Consider the following 18,628-nt stretch of genomic DNA (forward strand, 5'->3'; position numbering starts at 1 on the left):
GAAACAGAATGCAGCATCGGCAGGTAAGTGATCGTTTTTCCATATATGAAAGGGCGGGGTAGTAACAGATAACCGCCGAAATGCAGATCTGTTTGATTTAGCTTCCGTCAAAAATGAGACTAAGCTATAGCCCCTTAGTTAAGCCAGGATATCCCTGATATCATCCGCCGTCAAAGTCTTGATAAAACTTTCCTCGGTGGTGATCAGCGAGCGGGCTACACTTAGTTTACGCTGTTGCAAGGCCAGTATTTTCTCCTCTACCGAATCTTTGGTGATGAACTTATAAATGAACACATTTTTGGTCTGCCCGATGCGGTGCGTACGGTCAATGGCTTGCTGCTCGACCGCCGGGTTCCACCATGGGTCAAGGATGAAAACGTAGTCTGCCTCGGTCAAGTTCAAACCTACCCCACCTGCTTTGATAGAGATGAGGAATACTTTGGTCTTTTGGTCTTCCTGAAATTGCTTTACGATCTCGCCCCGGTTCTGCGTGCTGCCGTCCAGATAAGAATAAGGGATATGTTTATCTTCAAAATAGCGGCGGTAGATCTGCAACTGCTTCACAAATTGCGAAAAGATGAGCACCTTGTGGCCACCATCCAACACGTTACTCAACGTATGCACCACGTCTTCAAACTTGCCCGAATCGCCCTCATACTGCTCGTCTATCATAGACGGGTGATTAGCGATCTGGCGCAGCTTGATCAAGCCTTGTAGTACCTGCATTTGCGTCTGGGCAAAAGTGCCGTCCTCCAGGCTCTTTAGTAATTCGTTGCGGTATTCTGATTTTACCTCTTCGTAAACGGCCGACTGTTCCTCGCTCATTTGCGAATAGAACAGGTGTTCAGTCTTAGGCGGTAACTCGGTAGCCACCTGCTCTTTTGTACGGCGGAGGACGAAAGGTTTGATGATCGCTTGTAACTTGCGCGCCTTCTCCTCGTCCTTCTTCTTCTCTATCGGGGTAACAAATTCGTTCATAAAGAACTGTTGACTGCCCAATAACCCGGGGTTGATGAACGACATCTGCGTCCAAAGGTCATTAACCGAATTCTCGACCGGCGTACCACTTAGGATCAGCTTAAAGCGCGACTTTAATTGTTTGACCGCCTGATAGGATTTAGACGACGGGTTTTTGATGTTCTGGCTCTCATCCAAGATCACGTAATCAAAAAAGAAAGATTTGAACAACTCGATATCGATACGGCTGATGCCATAAGTGGTCACCACCACATCATAATTACCGAATACTCCCGGATCTTTATAACGGAACGCGCCGGTATGCACCATCATCCTAAGTTGCGGGGCAAACTTTTTGGCCTCGTTTATCCAGTTATAGATCAGCGATGTAGGCATGATCAGCAGCGATGTGCTTTTGCCTCCGGCAGCCTCGGTATCTTCTTTATTTTTTTGTAACAGGGCAAGTGTCTGTACGGTCTTGCCCAGACCCATGTCATCGGCCAAACAACCACCAAAATGGTATTCCCTTAAAAAATGGAACCAGTTATAGCCGGCCTGTTGGTAAGGGCGCAAACTGCCCTGAAAGTTGACCGGCATCGGCGCATCAGCAACCTCTTCAAAATTGTTCAGCTTTTGCAATTTGCGATCCATGGCAATTCCGGCCAACTCGCCTTCGTTGCTTAGTTCGGATAGCAAGCCGATGTGGTGTTTGCGGAGTTTTAACTCTGCGCCGTTCTCGGCAAAGTGCAACAGGTTGCCATATTGCGAGAACCATTGCTCGGGGATCACCGCTATCTCGCCCGATGGCAGCACGAATTCTTTTTTGCGATTAAGGATATGGTTACGCAGATCAATGAATGGGATCTTATACGGCCCAAAATGTACCACGGCATAAATATCGAACCAATCATTACCCTCGGTCACCTCCAGATCTATCTTATTACTGCCGAACAGGTAGCGTTTTTGTCCGTCGGGTTGGTCTATCTGGTAGCCTTTATCTGATAGTTGCTGATGATGTTGATTAAGCCAATCGAACACCGAAAAGCTTTGGTCGGTATCTGTAGTGTCGTTGGTCTTTACCTCCAGATTGTGGAACAGGCCCGACGTTATTTCTAAGCCCAAACTTTCTAATTCGGCCAGTCTGTTCTTCTCCCAACTTACCGAACGCTTAATGCGATGGAAAATATAACTATCCCCATCTTTATCCATCCTAACAGACACATGCCTGCCATCCCCGTAAGGGAAAACATAGCCGGCGTACTTAAAGCAGAGTTGTATCTGCGATGTACCGCCCGGGATATGTATCGGCTTTAGTATCGGTGTGGCCTCGTATTTTTCGGTGTTGATGGTAAAGCCCTCGGCATACACCGGATACTTTTCTATCAGCGGGATCACAAAACGCTCGAAGTAAGAATGCTCCGACGATCGGGGAATAGCGATGTAACGTTTATTCAGGAAAGGTAGCAGTTTTTTGCCCTCAATATCTTTATCAAAATAATACAGGGTATCATCCAGCATCATCCAGGCCGGGTGATTGCAAATGATCTCGGCATTTTTGAACATGAACTCGATACGGAGGCCCTGATATTTGATGGTAGGGAAATAGCGTATTTCTTGCTCGTCGCGCCTAAAGTGGAATAATACCGAGGCCGGCTCAGCAGCGATATGCAATTGCTTACCAGCCGGATAGCCCTCCTTACTCATCTGGTAGAGCTGTTTGTCCGGCAATAGGTTCAGCGCCTCTACCATTTTCTTTTCCATCTTAGGGCGGATGGCATCGTAAAGCTGGTCGTTAAATATCTTGCTAAAGAACTCGAACGGGCGGACCGGCTTTTTATAATAACGCTTAATAATTGCCCCCTGCTCTAGATCATCCAGTATCTTAATGAGTTTAAGATCCGACTCGTCAAGGCAATTAGCGAACTCCTTAGCGGTATTACTAAATAAACGCTGATGTGTTAATGAAAACTCTCCGTTGGGATTCAGCTGAACAATATGAGGCTCAATAACGTACGACAGATATTCATGCCGGGCAATGGCATAAATAATTTGGCAAGGCTTGCTGCTGTCTACGCGTAACATGTGGCTTCGTGGAAAAAATTTATTGAAGCTACATCAACAAAAAATCCAAACCTAAACAGAATTTATTTTAATAAAAAGCATTAACGGTTAAAAATTTGTTAACAACCAACGTTAATAATTAACAGTTTACCTTAGCGGTTTATCAATCGAACCGATGCCGCTCAAAATCATAGTCGGATTGGGCGGTGATGATGCGCTTTCGCCGGGCAATGTCTTCGTCAAGCGTGTGGTCATAGGTATGATCGGTAACCGACATATCGCGTTCTTTGTCCTTATCAGCATAATAAATATTGGCCTCCATGGTCTTAGCCATAGCCACATCGTAAGGCCCTTTCGGCGACATCAGCTTAACAAATACCGGCAAACACTCAAACAGGATGAAAAGGTAACCTATGAATGATATAGCCAAATAGGTATCCAGTTCGCGCTCCCCTTTATCATTATAACCTAACTGCCCTAAAGCCCAGTTACGGTCGGCAAAGCCGGCTATGGCGGTCAGGCTGTCCAATTGTTTTGGGGTGAAGAGTTTCAGGTCGTTCAAACCTTCGGCTTGCTTGCGGGTGGCCAAGTATTCGTCCATTTTACCAATATCGTCGGTAACGGTCTTTAGGCGGTTCTGCTTTTCTACAAGTACGGCTTCTTTTTGCTTGGCGTAAGTTCCGTAACCCGTAATGCCCGATGTTTGGTTGGTCTTATCGCCAAAAACCTCCTGATTTAGCTGGTAACGTGAGCGGTTGATGTCGCGTTCTAACGAGTCCTTTTCTTTTTTCAGGTCCTGGTTCTTGGTCATCTCCATCGAGTACTTTTGCTCGTAGGTCAGCTTCAGGGTGTCGATCTTGCGGTTCTGTGCTTTCGAATATGAAGTGCGTAGTTTTTGGCGGATCTCTTTATCAAAGATCTTCAGCTCCAATGGCCGCGATATCACGATACCGATCATAATAGCCAACAAAATACGGGGCGATGCCTGCAAGATCTGCTGGCTGGTAGTACCCTCTTTATTGATACTGGATACGATGTACCTATCCATATTAAAGATAGCCGTACCCCAAAGCAGACCGAACAAAATGGCAAAACCTACCGCGAAAGCACTACCGCTGAATACAAAATACATGGCATATCCGCCCGACAAAGCGGCGAACAGCGCGGTAAAAAAAATGGTGGCACCGATACCCACATATTTGTTATGCTCGATGGGGTATTTTTTAAGGGTATCTATATGGGCTCCTGAACAGAACCAGAAAAAGCGGGTAACTTTCTTCATCAAATTTCAATTATCTACATTGAAACGCCTTGAGATGGCGAATGTTACAAAATTACAGATAATTATGTGTGAAGTTGGAGTTGATCCCAGTGGGCTTTGTAGCAGAACAAAGACGGATAACGATAACTTATTTTATTTCAACGATCTTGCTGCTTTTATAAACCAGTTTGCCCACACCATCACTCTCGTTATAAGGAGGGGCGCATTTGTATTTTTTCACATGGATCACCCCTGCTTTAATAGCATCCAAAGAGTAGCAGAATTTAAAGGAGGGGAATTTCCCGGCCGCTTTCATGCCCGAGCCGATATTAAGGTAAATATAATGGCCATCGCCAATGATCATATTCCCGCCGCCTTTAGGAGTAAGAACATAAGAAACTATACAATCGGGCCTATTATCACCATTAATATCGCCGGTGATCGCAATTGGGGTATCCATCACCCCCTTTCCATCTTTTTCGATCGCGGCCCTTATCTTCTCAAACTGTTTTAGGGCCGCAACATCCGGAGCATCTTTTGGTTGATGCGGTGTATAGGACAAAGCAAACAGCGATAATAAAGCGATCTTTAAGCTAAGCATGGGTCGTATGGTTTTAATTACTAATTGATCATCGGTAGATGGAATGTCATCAACGCATGGTCTTCCTTAAATAACAAATATTGTTCATAACAGTTTATATTAATAGTTTTACCTTTGGAACATCTTACCATTCAACACCATGAAAGAAATATCAGTACAAGAATTAAAAGAGAAAATAGACGGCGGCGAAGATTTTCAATTGATAGATGTTCGCGAGGATTTTGAGTACGAAATGTCTAACCTGAACGGCGAACTGATCCCGCTGGGCGGCATACTGATAGAGACCGACAAAATATCAAAAGACAAACCCGTGGTAGTAATGTGCCGCAGTGGCAAACGCAGCGGCGTGGCTGTAATGCAGTTAGAGGCACAAGGCTTTACTAATTTATACAACCTGCAGGGTGGCATCACCGCCTGGGCGCAAGAGATAGACCCAAGCATACAAGTGTACTAAGCTATGGCGTTAAAATTGTTTATGAACGTGCTGTACACAATAGGCATTTTTGTGTGCTGCGCGGTTGTATATTGGGCTTTCCCTAAGCAAGAGTATATGTGGGCCATGGCCGCCATATTTATTGCCGGGTTGTTTGTCATACTAAAGATAAAACTGCTTAAAGAGTTAAGGCAGAAAAAGAAATAAAAGAAAAGCGCGGTCAACCATCGCGCTTTTCTTTTAAAGGATATTTTTCAGCAACATAGTACAGCATACTAAAGATGAGGGAAGGGCATAAATGCTGCAGCACCCTATCGAACGAGGTGGTGAGGTGCCAATCTAACCCGTAAGGTGTTGTTAGATAAACCACCATATAGCCCATAAAGACCAAAGCCAGGATCATAAAGGTTGACGACACAAAATACCTTCTGCATAATATCAGCGCTGTCATCAAAACGGCAGTAAGCAATATATACCTGCCGGTAAGCGCCACCAAAATAAACTTGATGATGGCGATATACCTTGCCGGATCTTTAATGTAGGTAAGTAAACTTTTCCCTCCGGCAGCCACCAGGTCATTTGCCGGCGCGTAAAACAATTTAAAGGATAGGCTTACAATTAATGGCAATGCGGCACCTATTGCGTACTTTTTTATTAACCCGGCCGATCTGTAGTTCCTAATTAAAAACGCCAGCGTAAACACGACAAAAAACAACCATCCTTCATTTTTTACCCATGTGCCTGATGCGGCCATAAATGCAGCAATGCCGATCTGGTTACCGCTCGCGCTGACCTGTCGTAATAGATATGCTACAGATAGCAGGATGAATAGCGACAAAAGGGTATCGGCCCCTTGGTACGACGCTATAAGTTTAAAATTACTGTCGACAGCGAAAAGAAGAACCGCCAGGCAGGCGTATGTGCGCTTGTCATGATCAGCTGCAAGCGAAAAATAGGTAGCTACCGGTATCGAAAATGCCACCAGCAAGGCAAATAAAAGCGGAACATTGGCAGTACAATTCCCCAGGGAATTCCACAAATAACCGACAACTGATGGTAGCATTAACGGATAATCGCGGTGCGAATAATTCAATTCCGGAGCGAACATGTTACGCCAATGCCGGGGGTCGGCCATAAACTTAGCGTGCAGGTTCCATATAGACCAGGCATCCCAATCGCCGTGCTTACTTTGAAAAAATATAAAGTAAAGTACAATACTAAACAAGCTTACCAACAAGATCAGGGTTTGCTTAGGACGGGCGATATAAAAGTTCCCGACCGATAATATCTGTAAAGACCGGCCCCAATAAATATGTGCAGCGTTAGCCAATGTCAATACGATCAATAACCCCCAAAGCGGAATCCCTATGACCAGTAACAGGTAATAGCACCAACTTACCAATACAAGGGCTATTATACAGCCAGTGATCAACTTTAACGGCCTACCCAGATCTGCAATGCAACGCCCAAGCAGCATGGCACAACCAATACACAGCAGTAATAAATTGATAAGGGCAAATACGAAGGTCATACTATGGGGTCTTTTTGGTCAGGATCAACTGATACTGTTCGGTCTCGCTTATCAGGAACGCTTGATGACCGGGCACCTGTTTCAATGGCAGATCCCGTTTGTGGATGTACAAGACGGTGTCCTTACCCATATTTTTTGATAAGATAACAGGCGCCAATATGTAAGCCGCCTCGTTGTACAACGCATCCGATGGCTCATCTGCATAATAACCTATCGTTGTCCCTATTGCTATTTGCGCGGCAACGGGCGCCAGTGCGTCGGTCATCACATCTATATCAAAATGTGACCGGCTCAACTGATACCCCCTTGCTCCAATGCCGGTCAGCATTACAAGAACGAGCATCGCCACGGCGATAACAAATTTTCTATTTTGAGTTTTCACCATTATAGTCAAACTAAAGGAGATAAACCTAACCCATAATTATTGCTTAATACCCATTTGCCACCCTTAAATTCCGGATCAGCATACGGGTTGTTGCTTACTAAAAAAGGCCCGTCCAGATCGGCCCAGTCGCATTGCGGGGCCAAAGCTGCGGCGGCTAAAGTTGCGCAACTGGTCTCGCTCATGCAACCGATCAGTATCTTCAGATCTAACTCGCGGGCACGGTCTATCATTTGCTTAGCCTCATACATCCCGGCCGATTTCATTAGTTTAATGTTGATGCCGTGATAAACACCTGCGGCTTTGTCTACATCAGCTAAACGTTGCACGCTTTCATCGCCAATGATGGGGATCGGGCTTCGATCGGTCAGCCAGGCATTGGCGTCGATATCGGTTTTGGCAAATGGCTGCTCGATCAGTTGTACACCTTGCTCTTTTAGCCAATAAGTCATATCTAAGGCCTGCTCACGGTCTGTCCATCCTTGGTTAGCGTCTACATAAAGCGGCACATTGGTCACTGAGCGAATGGTATCGATCAAAATCTTATCTGTATCACGGCCCAATTTCACTTTTATCACTTTGGCAGAAGCAGCATCTTTTACTTTTTGCAATACAACTTCGGGGGTGTCGATACCGATAGTGACGCTGGTGACGGGCATCAGCGCGGGGTCACTACCTACGATCTGCCAGCAGGGTTTGCTTCGCAGTTTGCCATCCAGATCGTGCAGGGCAATATCGATCGCGGCTTTTACAGCAGGTTGCCCTGGGGCGATACTATCGAGGTAAGCGATGATCGCCGCATAGTCGAACGGATATTTGAACTGCCGGGCATCGACCTTACTTAAAAACTCCGAGGCGCTTTGGTGGCTCTCGCCCATATAGGGCACCATGGATGCTTCACCATGACCGATGTAGCCCTCATGAGTGATCTGCACCATCATCAATGGGGTCGACGTTCGCGAGAAACCCGATATGGTGAACGGGTACCTGAGCAATAGATCGTATGGGCGGTAAGTCAGTTGCATGTTAAAATTCAAAGCTAAAATTTTTCGGTTACATCAATGCTTATCTTTGTGGCTTATGGCGGTACAAGTTTACAACCCCTTCGAGCGATTTAATTTTAGTAACCGTAACTGCTTTTTAACCGGCACGCCTGTTGATGCCGAAGAAGAACGCATACAGGTATTCCCGCAATGGCTGATGACGCGCTATGCGCTGGAAGAGCGCCCGTTCAAATTATTAGACGAAAGCATCACCACTTACAAAGACCTCAAGATACCCTGCTCTACCGATCTGAATAATCAGTTCCTGATCCCGTTAGAAGAGGAGATAGCCGAAGCTTTCGACAAAGGTTACGATGCTGTTAAGGCCTTGGATCCGATCAAGATATTTCAATGGGCCGGTAAATTATTGTACGGTATGATCTTTAATGAGGTGCAATCGGGCATAAAAATGCAGTATGCCCAGGGCGAGCAATTTGTGATGTCGCAAGCGATCAGGCACAAGTTCAGTCACCTGTTGCTGATGTTGCAGGGTATTAACCATCCGATCATTTTTGATGAATTCACACCTTTCAGCCTGTTCCTGTTCAAAGTAGATAACGCGCCCGATGAATTTGTGTACCGCGACGAGATCAACACCCTTACCTTCTCTATCCGCTTACGCGATATGGGTTTGATCATTTGCCTGCAAGACAATACCGCCAACCTGCGTTACCACAAACAACTGCTGGACAAGATCGGCGAAACACCTTTACACCCGATCCAATTCGAGGAGATGTGTGCCCGGGTTTTCTACTCGGCCTATCTGTTCAACCGCTTGCCCGAATACAATCTGCTCCCCGTTGGCGAAGAATTATACATTGAAGCCATGCCCCTCCGCGGGATGGATAGCCGGCCGCTGTTTGATCACTGGCAAGGCAAAACCTTTGGCCAGGTTTTAGAGAACTTTTGGAAAAAATGGGGATTTTTGTTGTTAGAGATCATCAAGAATCCCGAAAAACCGATGACCTTTTTAACGCGGGAGGATGGGGAGTTGATACCAGCGGGGGAAGTTGGGTTGCCGGCGTAAGCATCACTACTTGTCAAGGATCATTAATATTATCTAATACAACCCCCGTTGTGCAGATAAAACTGTTTCTTTGCGTATACCACAATATTTATGAAATTCTACGGGCTTATTGGTTATCCGCTTACGCATTCGTTCTCTAAGAAGTTCTTTACCGAAAAATTCGAGAAGGAAAATATCGAGGATCATGTTTATGATCTTTACGAGCTGAGCAACCTGAGCGACTTTCCTGAGTTATTGCGCGCTAACCCCAAACTTTGCGGGCTGAACGTCACTGTTCCGCATAAAATAGGAGTTGTACGTTACCTGGACTGGGTGAGCGAGGAGGCTAAAGAAGTTGGCGCAGTTAACTGCATCCGTATTGCGGCCGAAAGTCCCGTTGCCGCCGCTTTTGCCGGCGAGGTGGGCATACAGGACCATGATTTTAAACTTGAAGGTTTCAATACCGATGTTTACGGATTTGAGCATTCGCTGAAACCTTTGCTGAAAAAGCATCATAAAAAAGCTTTGCTGTTAGGCAATGGTGGTGCCGCCCGTGCCGTGAAATGTGTGCTGGATAAACTGGATATCGAATACAAACTGGTGACCCGCCGGCCGGAAGGAAGGAACTCTATCCGTTATGACGCTGTCACCAAAAAGATGATGGAAGAATATACGCTGATCATCAACTCTACCCCTGTCGGTACATCGCCTAATGTAGATGAATGCCCGCCGATACCGTACGAATACATTACCTCCGAACACTTGTTATACGACCTGATCTACAATCCCGAGCAAACACTTTTCCTAAAAAAAGGCCATGAGCAGGGCGCGGCCACTAAAAATGGTTACGAGATGCTGGTGCTGCAAGCCGAAAGATCATGGGAGATCTGGAATACTCAAAAAGTAAAACCATGAGAGGGCTATTCTTTGCATTGATCGTTTGCTTACTTTGCTCGTGCGGTGATGGCGACTACTCGCCCAAACCACGGGGCTATTTCCGCATACCTTTGCCTAAAAAGGAATATCAGGATTACACCGGCGGCTGCCCGTTCTATTTTAAATACCCAACGTACGCGTTTATAGAACCCGACCGCAACCGCAATGCTATGCCTTGCTGGCTGAATGTCCAGTTCCCGCAGTTCAATGGTACGTTGCATTTAACTTACGAGCCTGTTGCCAATCAAAAGATATTCAACATGCTGGTAGAGGATAGCTACAAACTGGCCTCCAAGCATACAGTAAAAGCGACGTCGATAGATCAGGCGGCCATCAATAATTCATTCTATAATGTATTTGGGGTGTATTATTCTATCGAGGGTAATGTTGCTTCATCGGCACAGTTTTTCCTGACCGACAGTACCAACCACTACATCCGCGGATCATTATATTTCAACGTTAAACCCCGCATCGACTCCATCCAACCGGTAATGGACTTTGTGAAAAAGGACCTGGACGTTATGATCAAAAGCTTTAGATGGAAGCAGTGAGAAATGAATGCGAAAGTCGAAGTGCCAAATGCGAAATGACATTTTGAGAAGCATCGGCCGAGCTTACTTTCGCAATTGACATTCCGACCTTCGCATTTTTCTTACTTTCGCATTTGACATTCCGCATTTCGAATTCCTTAAAAAACATGGCCAACATCAAGTCCTTCACCAATAGCCTCATCGGCGAAAACACTTATATCGTTTACGATAATACCGGCGAGTGCGCCATTATCGACCCGGGGATGTACACGGCCTTCGATCAGAACGCGGTGGTCAACTTTGTCAACAGCAACGATCTTCAGCCAACGCTACTACTGAATACGCATTGCCATTATGATCATATCTTCGGCAATAAATTCATCTTCGATAATTATGGCCTAAAGCCGCAATTCCACAAAGGCGAGTTAGAGGTGCTGATGGCAGCCCCGGCTTGGACGGCGCAGATGGGTCTGCAGTACGATCTGTCTCCCCTGCCTGAAGTTTACTTGCCCGAGACAGGCACTGTCAGCTTTGGTAATACCACGCTGGAGTTGATCTTCGCTCCGGGCCATTCGCCTGCGCATTTGTGCTTCTATCATCGTAAAAAGAACTTTTTGGTTGGCGGCGATGTGTTATTCCGCAATAGCATTGGCCGTACCGATCTGCCGGGCGGCAACCACCAGCAACTGATCGATAACATTAAAGAGAAGCTTTTCACCCTGCCCGAGGATTGCACCGTTTGGCCTGGCCACGGTCCGGAGACCACTATCGGGTACGAGAAAAGGATGAATCCGTTCTTTTAGCCCCAGCCCCTCCCCCCAATGTCATTAAGTTAAGAAATAAAAGCTATCCGCCCCGTCGCTGCGTCCCCACAGGCAACTATAGCTACCCTCGCGAACAATTCCCTTGTGTGGACACAAACGACGGGGCGAAAGTTTACAAAGGTTAACATTTTTTAAAATCTACTTTTTTTTAAGTATGTGATAGTCAAATATTTAAAAAGAATTGACTATTTACCTACGGCGTTCTTTGTTATGGATTATTTTGCTCGTAAAATAATTAAATGTACGTAGATCAATGCGCGTCGCAGGTGCCCAAATAAGTTCAGTACCTATGGCAATGCTCATCTTCTGTTTTTACGACGCTACAAACCGAAACCCAAATAAGGTTCTCCTAACTTAATGACATTGCCATAACTCCCTAAAGGGGGAACAATTTGGGTTATATGGGCGTTAATTGAACTATTATCCCCTCCCCCTTTAAGGGGTCGGGGGGTTTCATATCTTTGCATCTGATGAACACCTCGCTCTACATAGCCAAAAGATACCTGTTCTCGCATAAAAAGATGCATGCGATAAACATTATCTCGGGCATTTCTATGTTGGGGGTGTTTGTGGGCAGCGCGGCTTTGTTTATCATCCTGTCGGGGTTTAACGGGTTGGAGGGCGTGGTGCTATCTTTGTACAGCAACTTTACGCCCGAGATACGCATAGAGCCGGCTAAGGGAAAGACCTTCGACCCTAACACGCCTTATTTTAAAGCCTTACGTAAAGACGCGCGGGTATTTTCTTTTACCGATGTTTTGCAGGACAAGGTACTTATCCGTTATAACGACCGCCCCTTCATTGCCACCATTGAGGGCGTAAGTGATGAGTTTTTGAATAACAAAGGCTTGGACAGCCTGACCGAGAACGGCTCATTCACGCTCCACGCTAAAGGTGCCGATCAGGCGGTGATAGGTGCTACGGTACAGAATAGTTTGGCCGTATCTATTAAAGACCCTTTCGGCAATCAGATAGAGGTTTGGACACCGCGCCGCAAAGCGGTGACCTCGTTCAACCCGCTGGATGATTTTAATCATTTAAGCATCCCGGTCTCGGGTGTATTTTCGGTACAGCAGGATTTTGATGGCATCGTCGTCACTCCGATCGCATTCACGCGCGAACTGCTGGACGAACCGGTGAACGTATCGGCACTCAACATCAACTTTAAAAAAGGCACCGACCTACCCCCCGTGTTAACAGAAATAAAGGAAAAAGCAGGCAGCAACTACATCGTTAAAGACCGTTACCAGCAGAACGAAAACCTGTACAAGATCCTGAACAACGAGGGATTGTCGGTTTACATGATATTAACTTTTGTGGTTATTATCGCTATATTTAACATCATAGGTTCGCTTACCATGTTGGTGATGGATAAGCAAAAGGATATCGCTATCCTTACCGGACTGGGTGCAGGTAAACGCATCATCCAGGGTATCTTCTTTTACGAAGGTATGATGATATCGGGCATCGGCTGTGTGTCGGGGCTGGTCGCCGGGCTGATATTTTGCATTTTGCAAAAAGTGTACGGCTTTATCAAAATGGGGAGCGCGTTAACTGTGATGGATGCTTACCCGGTCGAGATACACCCGTTGGACATCCTGGTGGTGTTAGGCACGGTGATGACCATCGCTGTAATTGCATCAGCTATTAGTGCAAGGTTAAGCGTGAAAACACTTGGCGAGATCAAGAACGAATTGTAATTTATTTTGAGGTTATGAAGCATATATCAGCCGCCATTCTATTGATCATGTTGTTAGCCGCAGTTGTGGGTTGCGGTGGTAACGATCATAAAAGCGAACAAAAAGAAGCCAAAGGCCGTGTGATCTACCGTGGCTTGTATAGCTTTGGCCCCGAGGTAAAGTCGTTCAAAAATTGCGAGACCGGGCAGGAATTTTGGGCGGCAGATAGTTCGGCTACGCTGGAATTAAAGTATTCGCAACTCATCATAGAAAAACCATACGAGCCGGTATATGTTGAAGTAGAGGGCGAAAAAATAAAGTCGGGGCCTGATGGGGAGGCATCAGAGTTCGACAGCACTATCGTGGTGAAAAAACTAATTAAAATAACCAAAGAGATACCTGCGGGTATGTGCGATAATTAAGTCTTAAGTCAGAAGTCGGACATCGGGGGTCGATCAACCAACCCAGCTTTTAGCTTTGTGCTTTAAGCTTTAACCTAAGAAAAATGGAATCAAAACGTCAGCAAAAATTCGCCGGGGTAATTCAGCAAGACCTGGCTACTATATTTCAACGCGAGGGCAGCGGATACCTGCCTAATGCCATGGTTACCATCACCAAGGTGCGTGTAACTCCGGATCTGGCGCTGGCCCGCATATTCCTGAGCTTTTTTAACGGGGGCAATTCTCAGCAGGCCCTGCAAACTATCCGCTCGCACGCTAATGAGATCCGTTACAAACTGGGTGCACGCATTAAAGATCAGGTAAGGGTTGTACCCCAGCTTGAATTTTTTGTGGACGATACCAGCGAATACGTAGAGCGTATGGATGCCATCTTTGATAAGATAGCTAAAGAAGAACGCCAACCCGACACCGAAGAATAACTTTGGAGGCCGACGATAAGCACCAATTACTCGAGCAATATCTGCTGCAACATCCCGAAGCGGTAGGTAAAGTGGTTGACTATGACCCCACCGTGGATAAACTATACACCTTCGACTTTAGATCGGCAAATACCGAGCTAAGTCCGGATGATGTGAACGACACGGCGAAGTTCAGCGCTTGGGTTAACCGCAAATTAAAAGATGACGGTTATAGATATGGCATTGGTGGTTACATGGAGAACCGCACTTTGTACGCCCGCAGCGCTTTATTTAATACTGATGAAGAGCCACGTCGCCTGCATTTAGGTGTAGACATCTGGGGCGATGCAGGCACACCTGTTTATGCGCCCTTGGCTGGTAAGGTCCACAGTTTTCAGGACAACGATAACTTTGGTGATTACGGCCCTACCATCATCCTTGAGCATGACCTGAATGGACTGGTCCTTTATACCCTATACGGGCATTTGAATAAAGAATGCTTGGACGGCCTGTACGAGGGCAAACCGTTTGTAAAGAACCAACCGATGGCGACCTTTGGTGATGCAACCGAAAACGGCAGCTGGCCGCCGCACCTGCACTTTCAATTAATGTTCGATATGGGCGGCCGCGAAGGCGACTATCCCGGTGTAGGCCTCTATTCCCAACAAGAAGCATTAAAACAGAACATCCCCGACCCTGAACTACTGTTGCGTTTTAACAGATAGCACAAAGCGGGGGATGCCTTTACAATTTCGGGCTAATTACAGCAATTCCATCATTGCCTTTAAGCCGGCGGGCGAATAGGCTACCGATTTCAATGTTTTATTATCGGCATTGCGATAAACTAAGAACAGGCCGTCTATCTCTTTATAGTGCGCTTCAGTATTGTCTTTGGCTAAGTAGTGGGCAATGGTCTGCTCGGCTTCTTCAACAGTTTTGCAGGCTTTGCTCATGTTGCTGCGGTGTACCTCGCCAAACAGGGTCTTAAATTTTTCGCCCAGGCCAAACTCCAGTATCGCGCCCGACAATACATATTGCAGATCGCAAAGCGCATCAGCCACCTCGGTCATATCATTATCTTCAATAGCTTGCTGCAGTTCCTTCAATTCCTCGGCCAATAACGACACACGCAAAGCAGCACGCTCTTTCGACGGCATTTGCGGTCTATCCTGTATCGGGTGTTTAAAGGTGCGATGAAACTCCGCTACCGAGTTGAGTGCTTTTGGTTCTTCCATATCCAGATCGTTTAAAGCATCAAAGTAAACAAAAATTCGTTTTCGGTATTGAACATCGCGTTGTAAGTTTTGCACATATACCCATCTCGCCTAAAGCAAAAGCGCCACCCTTTTTTACAAAAGATGGCGCTTAAGCGTTTTGGATAGGGTTGTTATTTTTTCACCACTTTAACCTCGGTACGGCGGTTAAGCTGATGTTGGTATGGCGTACAGTTAACGCCATTGGCGCACTTATTCACCAAACCATTCTCTCCGTAACCCTGGGCGGTAATACGTGCTTTATCAATGCCCGCTGCCACAATGTAAGCCACAGCAGCGTTAGCGCGACGTTGCGACAGATCCAGGTTATAAATATCTACCCCACGGCTATCGGTGTAAGATCCCAGTTCTATCGAGATGTTCGGGTAATCGTTCATGATCTTTACCAACTTATCCAACTCGCGGGCAGCATCCGGACGGATGTCGGCCTTATCAAAATCGTAGTAGATCTTACCTACACGCATTGGCGTATTTAGCGTAAGATTATTGAACCGGGCCAAGCCACCTACGGTGTTCATCTCCGGCACCATTACCTTGTTAGGCAAGCGCTCCCCGTCGCCGGTAGTAACCACATTGGCAGCGGCAATAGGGCTATTATCGCGGCCCATGCTCAGGTCCTTTTTAATGGTTTGCGATACTTTGATGTTTACGGTAGTAAAGCTTAAGCTATCCTGCGTGTAACCGTTCTTCTGGCTCTTCAAGCTATAATCCGAATTCTCTGAAAGGTCGAACGAGTATTTACCCGTAGCGTCCGTGGTCATTTTAATATCGCTGCCGCCTGCTTTTGATAAGCTTACCAAAGCCTGGTCAACAGGTATCTGCGTGTTTTTATCGGATACGATACCTTCCAAACGCAACTTGATCATCAATATCTCCACAAAGCTGTAGATATCATCGCTGCCTTTTCCGCCCGGGCGGTCTGATGTAAAGTAACCTGTGGTGGGGCTGGTCTTAATGTAAGCAAAGTCATCGTGCGGGGTGTTCAACGGCGAACCCATGTTGCGGGCCATCGAGAAAGCCTCGCCATCCTTGGTAGACTTGTAAATATCCAAACCACCAATGCCTACCGCACCGTCGCTCGAGAAAAAGAAGTTGTTCTCTTTATCCAGCACCGGGGTACGCTCGTTACCTGCAGTGTTCAGTGCATCAATGTTTACCGCGCTGCCCCATTTGCCATCGGCCTCGCGCTGGCAATAGTACAGGTCGGTGCCACCTTTGCCACCCGGTTTGTTAGATACAAAGTACAACGTTTGTCCATCAGGAGTAATGTAAGGGTCACCTACCGAATACTCCTCTATCTTATTATACCTGAACGGTTGCGGCGCGCCCCATTTACCGGTAGCATCACGCTTGCTCGAATATATCTCAATGTGGATGGTCTTATCCGTGGTCTTAACACCTTTTTTAGGGATACGGGTCAGTGTGAAGAAGATCTCGTTACCATCTTCGGTGAACGAAGCTGATCCAATGTGGTAGTCGGTACCCGGCGTTATTGGGAATAATTTGGTGGTCGAATCGGCATTGGTCTCGTATAACCTCAGGTAGTTGTTACCGGTCCAGCCGTAAGTGTTTTTGCTGATGCCGTTAACCTCGTCAAAACGGATCAGGCCTTTCTTTTTTGTGGTGACCGCACCTTTAATATTCTCGTTGTTCCTGTCTGATGAGAAAACCGCGCCACCATTATAAGCTACCGCGCCCCAGTCAGACCGGTCACTGTTCCACTTGGTTTCGTTCCTGATGCTGATGTTGTTGTTCGGGTTCTTCATCCAAACCACTGCCGAATCGCAAGATGCCTGCCAGATCTGCAATTGCTCGTCGCTCACTTTCTTAAGCGTGGCGTATTTAGCATATTGATCTTTAGCCTCGGCAAATTTGGCGTTGTTGCGCAGCACCGCGGCATACTTCAGCACGTTCTCAGGGGCACTACCCGTCATGCCTATTACGCGGGCATACCATAGTTCGGCCTGCTCGTAATTTTTGGTCAGGCGGTAGCTATCAGCTAAACGCTCGGCTGCATGCACAGACTCTTTCTTTTGGAAAGCTTCCTGATAGTATGCTATGGCTTTTACATAGTTGAACTGGTTGAACTGCTCGTCGCCCAGTTTTAACGCGTATTGAGCATGCGCGGCCGAGACCGTCAGCACCAACATGCCGATGATAAGTAAGCCGGTATTCAGTAGTTTTTTCATTTGTACGCTAATTCCTTTTTATCAAACTATTGTATCGATATCATATTCCTTTTTGCTTATCGCCTTACGGTTAAAAGAACCTTGGCGATAACATCCTGCCAGGCTTGCCACCAAAAGCAAAACCGATAGATATCTCGTGTGTGCCCGAGCTATAGTTCCTCAGCGGGCCGATAGACATATCATAAGCATAACCTATCCTGAAAGACTCGTTCGGGAAAAATTGAGCCGCGCCTATTACAGAATTTAACTGTGTTAAACCATTTTGCAAATATGGCTTATTATATAATTTAACACCTGTACGGTAAGATCCGCCTAACCATAATTTTTGGCCAAGGATCAAAAACGCGTTAAGGTCCAAACTGGTCGGGCCGCCGGTATCGTCTTTTAATAATACACTTGGTTTTAGGATAAAGTCCTCATCCAACGGCAGCAATACACCACCTGTTAGGTAAAAGTGTGGCTTTGGTTGCGGGATGTAAGCATAATCCTTAATGTTCACATATTGCGATATCAGGTTATCTGCCGATACGCCCGCATACATGGTATTATCCGAATAATAAACCCCTACCCTTGCATCAGGCAAGATCACGCTTTGCGTGGTGGTAGGTTGGTTAGGTTCCGGATCATTCGGATTCAGCATAGCGCCGTTAATGCCTAATTGCATACCGCCCAAACCTAAACCAAATGCCAGCCTGGATGAACCTTCCTGGTTCATTTTTAAGCGGTACGAGTAGTTAAGGTAACCGGCCATATTGGTTTGCGCGCCCAACCTATCGTGCGATAGCTGGAAAGCCAAACCTACATTGCCCTCGTTAGCTATCGCATCGATAGCCAGCGACATGCTTTGCGGCGCGCCCGATATGCCTGTCCACTGCGAGCGGTAGAACGCGTGCAGGTTAAGGTTCTCTTTATAACCGGCATAAGCAGGGTTGATATAGATACCATTGAACATGTACTGGCTCTGCTGCGCATCCTGCTGGGCTTTTACGGCCACCGTGCACAACATTAACATTACTACTATAAAATATCGTTTCATGATCATTTTCTATCGTTTACCTACCG

Annotated in this window: 19 protein-coding genes; 10 read left to right on the forward strand and 9 right to left on the reverse strand. The window is 46.4% G+C overall.

Annotated elements, in window-relative coordinates; all coding sequences use genetic code 11:
* Positions 1 to 138 precede the first annotated feature (138 nt).
* The 3 genes from IRJ16_RS19130 to IRJ16_RS19140 all read right to left on the reverse strand — a co-directional run bounded on the left by IRJ16_RS19130 (position 139) and on the right by IRJ16_RS19140 (position 4,880).
* Entirely contained in the window at positions 139 to 3,039 is a 2,901-nt protein-coding gene (locus IRJ16_RS19130) for a DEAD/DEAH box helicase (protein ID WP_194113252.1), read from the reverse strand.
* Between the two features lie 142 nt (positions 3,040 to 3,181).
* Positions 3,182 to 4,300: a DUF4407 domain-containing protein gene (locus tag IRJ16_RS19135; protein WP_194113253.1), complete on the reverse strand. Its 1,119-nt coding sequence runs from the start codon at positions 4,298 to 4,300 to the stop codon at positions 3,182 to 3,184.
* A 127-nt stretch (positions 4,301 to 4,427) separates the two neighbouring features.
* The gene (locus IRJ16_RS19140) at positions 4,428 to 4,880 is read right to left on the reverse strand and encodes a hypothetical protein (RefSeq protein WP_194113254.1); all 453 of its coding nucleotides are present in this window, start codon (positions 4,878 to 4,880) and stop codon (positions 4,428 to 4,430) included.
* A gap of 139 nt (positions 4,881 to 5,019) precedes the next feature.
* Between IRJ16_RS19140 and IRJ16_RS19145 the strand changes: the two genes are divergently transcribed.
* Entirely contained in the window at positions 5,020 to 5,334 is a 315-nt protein-coding gene (locus IRJ16_RS19145) for a rhodanese-like domain-containing protein (protein ID WP_194113255.1), read from the forward strand.
* Between the two features lie 3 nt (positions 5,335 to 5,337).
* A complete protein-coding gene (locus IRJ16_RS19150) occupies positions 5,338 to 5,520 on the forward strand; it encodes a DUF6358 family protein (protein ID WP_194113256.1) in 183 nt (60 codons plus the stop codon).
* A 13-nt stretch (positions 5,521 to 5,533) separates the two neighbouring features.
* Here IRJ16_RS19150 and IRJ16_RS19155 read toward each other — a convergent pair whose 3' ends face one another.
* Genes IRJ16_RS19155 through IRJ16_RS19165 form a run of 3 tightly spaced genes read right to left on the reverse strand, consistent with a single transcriptional unit; the run spans position 5,534 to position 8,251 of the window.
* A complete protein-coding gene (locus IRJ16_RS19155; protein WP_194113257.1) occupies positions 5,534 to 6,844 on the reverse strand; it encodes a hypothetical protein in 1,311 nt (436 codons plus the stop codon).
* Position 6,845: 1 nt separating this feature from the next.
* The gene (locus IRJ16_RS19160) at positions 6,846 to 7,187 is read right to left on the reverse strand and encodes a hypothetical protein (RefSeq protein ID WP_194113258.1); all 342 of its coding nucleotides are present in this window, start codon (positions 7,185 to 7,187) and stop codon (positions 6,846 to 6,848) included.
* A gap of 47 nt (positions 7,188 to 7,234) precedes the next feature.
* Positions 7,235 to 8,251 carry a dipeptide epimerase gene (locus tag IRJ16_RS19165; RefSeq protein WP_194113259.1) on the reverse strand — a complete coding sequence of 339 codons (1,017 nt, stop codon included), beginning with the start codon at positions 8,249 to 8,251 and terminating at the stop codon, positions 7,235 to 7,237.
* Positions 8,252 to 8,306: 55 nt separating this feature from the next.
* On the opposite strand from IRJ16_RS19165, the gene IRJ16_RS19170 reads away from it, so the two are divergent.
* The 8 genes from IRJ16_RS19170 (at position 8,307) to IRJ16_RS19205 (ending at position 14,828) form a co-directional block, all read left to right on the forward strand.
* Positions 8,307 to 9,296 carry a hypothetical protein gene (locus IRJ16_RS19170; RefSeq protein WP_194113260.1) on the forward strand — a complete coding sequence of 330 codons (990 nt, stop codon included), beginning with the start codon at positions 8,307 to 8,309 and terminating at the stop codon, positions 9,294 to 9,296.
* 90 nt (positions 9,297 to 9,386) lie between these two features.
* A complete protein-coding gene (locus tag IRJ16_RS19175; RefSeq protein WP_194113261.1) occupies positions 9,387 to 10,190 on the forward strand; it encodes a shikimate dehydrogenase family protein in 804 nt (267 codons plus the stop codon).
* Positions 10,187 to 10,762, forward strand: coding sequence for a gliding motility lipoprotein GldD (gldD, locus tag IRJ16_RS19180; protein WP_194113262.1), 576 nt, complete (start codon positions 10,187 to 10,189; stop codon positions 10,760 to 10,762). The genes IRJ16_RS19175 and gldD overlap by 4 nt, the downstream gene beginning before the upstream one ends.
* A gap of 146 nt (positions 10,763 to 10,908) precedes the next feature.
* Positions 10,909 to 11,544 (forward strand): MBL fold metallo-hydrolase, encoded by a 636-nt coding sequence (locus IRJ16_RS19185; RefSeq protein WP_194113263.1) that lies wholly within the window; start codon positions 10,909 to 10,911, stop codon positions 11,542 to 11,544.
* A 491-nt stretch (positions 11,545 to 12,035) separates the two neighbouring features.
* Entirely contained in the window at positions 12,036 to 13,265 is a 1,230-nt protein-coding gene (locus IRJ16_RS19190; protein ID WP_194113264.1) for an ABC transporter permease, read from the forward strand.
* 14 nt (positions 13,266 to 13,279) lie between these two features.
* The gene (locus tag IRJ16_RS19195) at positions 13,280 to 13,666 is read left to right on the forward strand and encodes a hypothetical protein (protein ID WP_194113265.1); all 387 of its coding nucleotides are present in this window, start codon (positions 13,280 to 13,282) and stop codon (positions 13,664 to 13,666) included.
* Positions 13,667 to 13,749: 83 nt separating this feature from the next.
* On the forward strand, positions 13,750 to 14,124 hold the full coding sequence (rbfA, locus tag IRJ16_RS19200; protein ID WP_194113266.1) for a 30S ribosome-binding factor RbfA: 375 nt from the start codon (positions 13,750 to 13,752) through the stop codon (positions 14,122 to 14,124).
* Between the two features lie 2 nt (positions 14,125 to 14,126).
* Positions 14,127 to 14,828 carry a peptidoglycan DD-metalloendopeptidase family protein gene (locus tag IRJ16_RS19205; protein WP_194113267.1) on the forward strand — a complete coding sequence of 234 codons (702 nt, stop codon included), beginning with the start codon at positions 14,127 to 14,129 and terminating at the stop codon, positions 14,826 to 14,828.
* A 36-nt stretch (positions 14,829 to 14,864) separates the two neighbouring features.
* On the opposite strand, the gene IRJ16_RS19210 is transcribed toward IRJ16_RS19205, so the two are convergent.
* From IRJ16_RS19210 to IRJ16_RS19220, 3 genes are all read right to left on the reverse strand, one after another.
* Positions 14,865 to 15,338 carry a pyrophosphohydrolase domain-containing protein gene (locus tag IRJ16_RS19210; RefSeq protein ID WP_194113268.1) on the reverse strand — a complete coding sequence of 158 codons (474 nt, stop codon included), beginning with the start codon at positions 15,336 to 15,338 and terminating at the stop codon, positions 14,865 to 14,867.
* 152 nt (positions 15,339 to 15,490) lie between these two features.
* On the reverse strand, positions 15,491 to 17,566 hold the full coding sequence (locus IRJ16_RS19215) for an OmpA family protein (protein WP_194113269.1): 2,076 nt from the start codon (positions 17,564 to 17,566) through the stop codon (positions 15,491 to 15,493).
* A gap of 70 nt (positions 17,567 to 17,636) precedes the next feature.
* Positions 17,637 to 18,602: a PorP/SprF family type IX secretion system membrane protein gene (locus tag IRJ16_RS19220; protein WP_194113270.1), complete on the reverse strand. Its 966-nt coding sequence runs from the start codon at positions 18,600 to 18,602 to the stop codon at positions 17,637 to 17,639.
* Positions 18,603 to 18,628: the final 26 nt, after the last annotated feature.

The sequence above is a fragment of the Mucilaginibacter myungsuensis genome (assembly GCF_015222005.1).
In the GTDB taxonomy this organism is placed as follows: Bacteria; Bacteroidota; Bacteroidia; order Sphingobacteriales; family Sphingobacteriaceae; genus Mucilaginibacter; species Mucilaginibacter myungsuensis.

Coding starts and splice junctions, on each gene's coding strand:
- IRJ16_RS19130 (WP_194113252.1), bottom strand. CDS start 3,039: ATGTTACGCGTAGACAGCAGCAAGCCTTGCCAAATTATTTATGCCATT.
- IRJ16_RS19195 (WP_194113265.1), top strand. CDS start 13,280: ATGAAGCATATATCAGCCGCCATTCTATTGATCATGTTGTTAGCCGCA.
- IRJ16_RS19140 (WP_194113254.1), bottom strand. CDS start 4,880: ATGCTTAGCTTAAAGATCGCTTTATTATCGCTGTTTGCTTTGTCCTAT.
- rbfA (WP_194113266.1), top strand. CDS start 13,750: ATGGAATCAAAACGTCAGCAAAAATTCGCCGGGGTAATTCAGCAAGAC.
- IRJ16_RS19135 (WP_194113253.1), bottom strand. CDS start 4,300: ATGAAGAAAGTTACCCGCTTTTTCTGGTTCTGTTCAGGAGCCCATATA.
- IRJ16_RS19210 (WP_194113268.1), bottom strand. CDS start 15,338: ATGGAAGAACCAAAAGCACTCAACTCGGTAGCGGAGTTTCATCGCACC.
- IRJ16_RS19145 (WP_194113255.1), top strand. CDS start 5,020: ATGAAAGAAATATCAGTACAAGAATTAAAAGAGAAAATAGACGGCGGC.
- IRJ16_RS19185 (WP_194113263.1), top strand. CDS start 10,909: ATGGCCAACATCAAGTCCTTCACCAATAGCCTCATCGGCGAAAACACT.
- IRJ16_RS19160 (WP_194113258.1), bottom strand. CDS start 7,187: ATGCTCGTTCTTGTAATGCTGACCGGCATTGGAGCAAGGGGGTATCAG.
- IRJ16_RS19220 (WP_194113270.1), bottom strand. CDS start 18,602: ATGAAACGATATTTTATAGTAGTAATGTTAATGTTGTGCACGGTGGCC.
- IRJ16_RS19150 (WP_194113256.1), top strand. CDS start 5,338: ATGGCGTTAAAATTGTTTATGAACGTGCTGTACACAATAGGCATTTTT.
- IRJ16_RS19170 (WP_194113260.1), top strand. CDS start 8,307: ATGGCGGTACAAGTTTACAACCCCTTCGAGCGATTTAATTTTAGTAAC.
- IRJ16_RS19175 (WP_194113261.1), top strand. CDS start 9,387: ATGAAATTCTACGGGCTTATTGGTTATCCGCTTACGCATTCGTTCTCT.
- IRJ16_RS19155 (WP_194113257.1), bottom strand. CDS start 6,844: ATGACCTTCGTATTTGCCCTTATCAATTTATTACTGCTGTGTATTGGT.
- IRJ16_RS19165 (WP_194113259.1), bottom strand. CDS start 8,251: ATGCAACTGACTTACCGCCCATACGATCTATTGCTCAGGTACCCGTTC.
- IRJ16_RS19215 (WP_194113269.1), bottom strand. CDS start 17,566: ATGAAAAAACTACTGAATACCGGCTTACTTATCATCGGCATGTTGGTG.
- gldD (WP_194113262.1), top strand. CDS start 10,187: ATGAGAGGGCTATTCTTTGCATTGATCGTTTGCTTACTTTGCTCGTGC.
- IRJ16_RS19190 (WP_194113264.1), top strand. CDS start 12,036: ATGAACACCTCGCTCTACATAGCCAAAAGATACCTGTTCTCGCATAAA.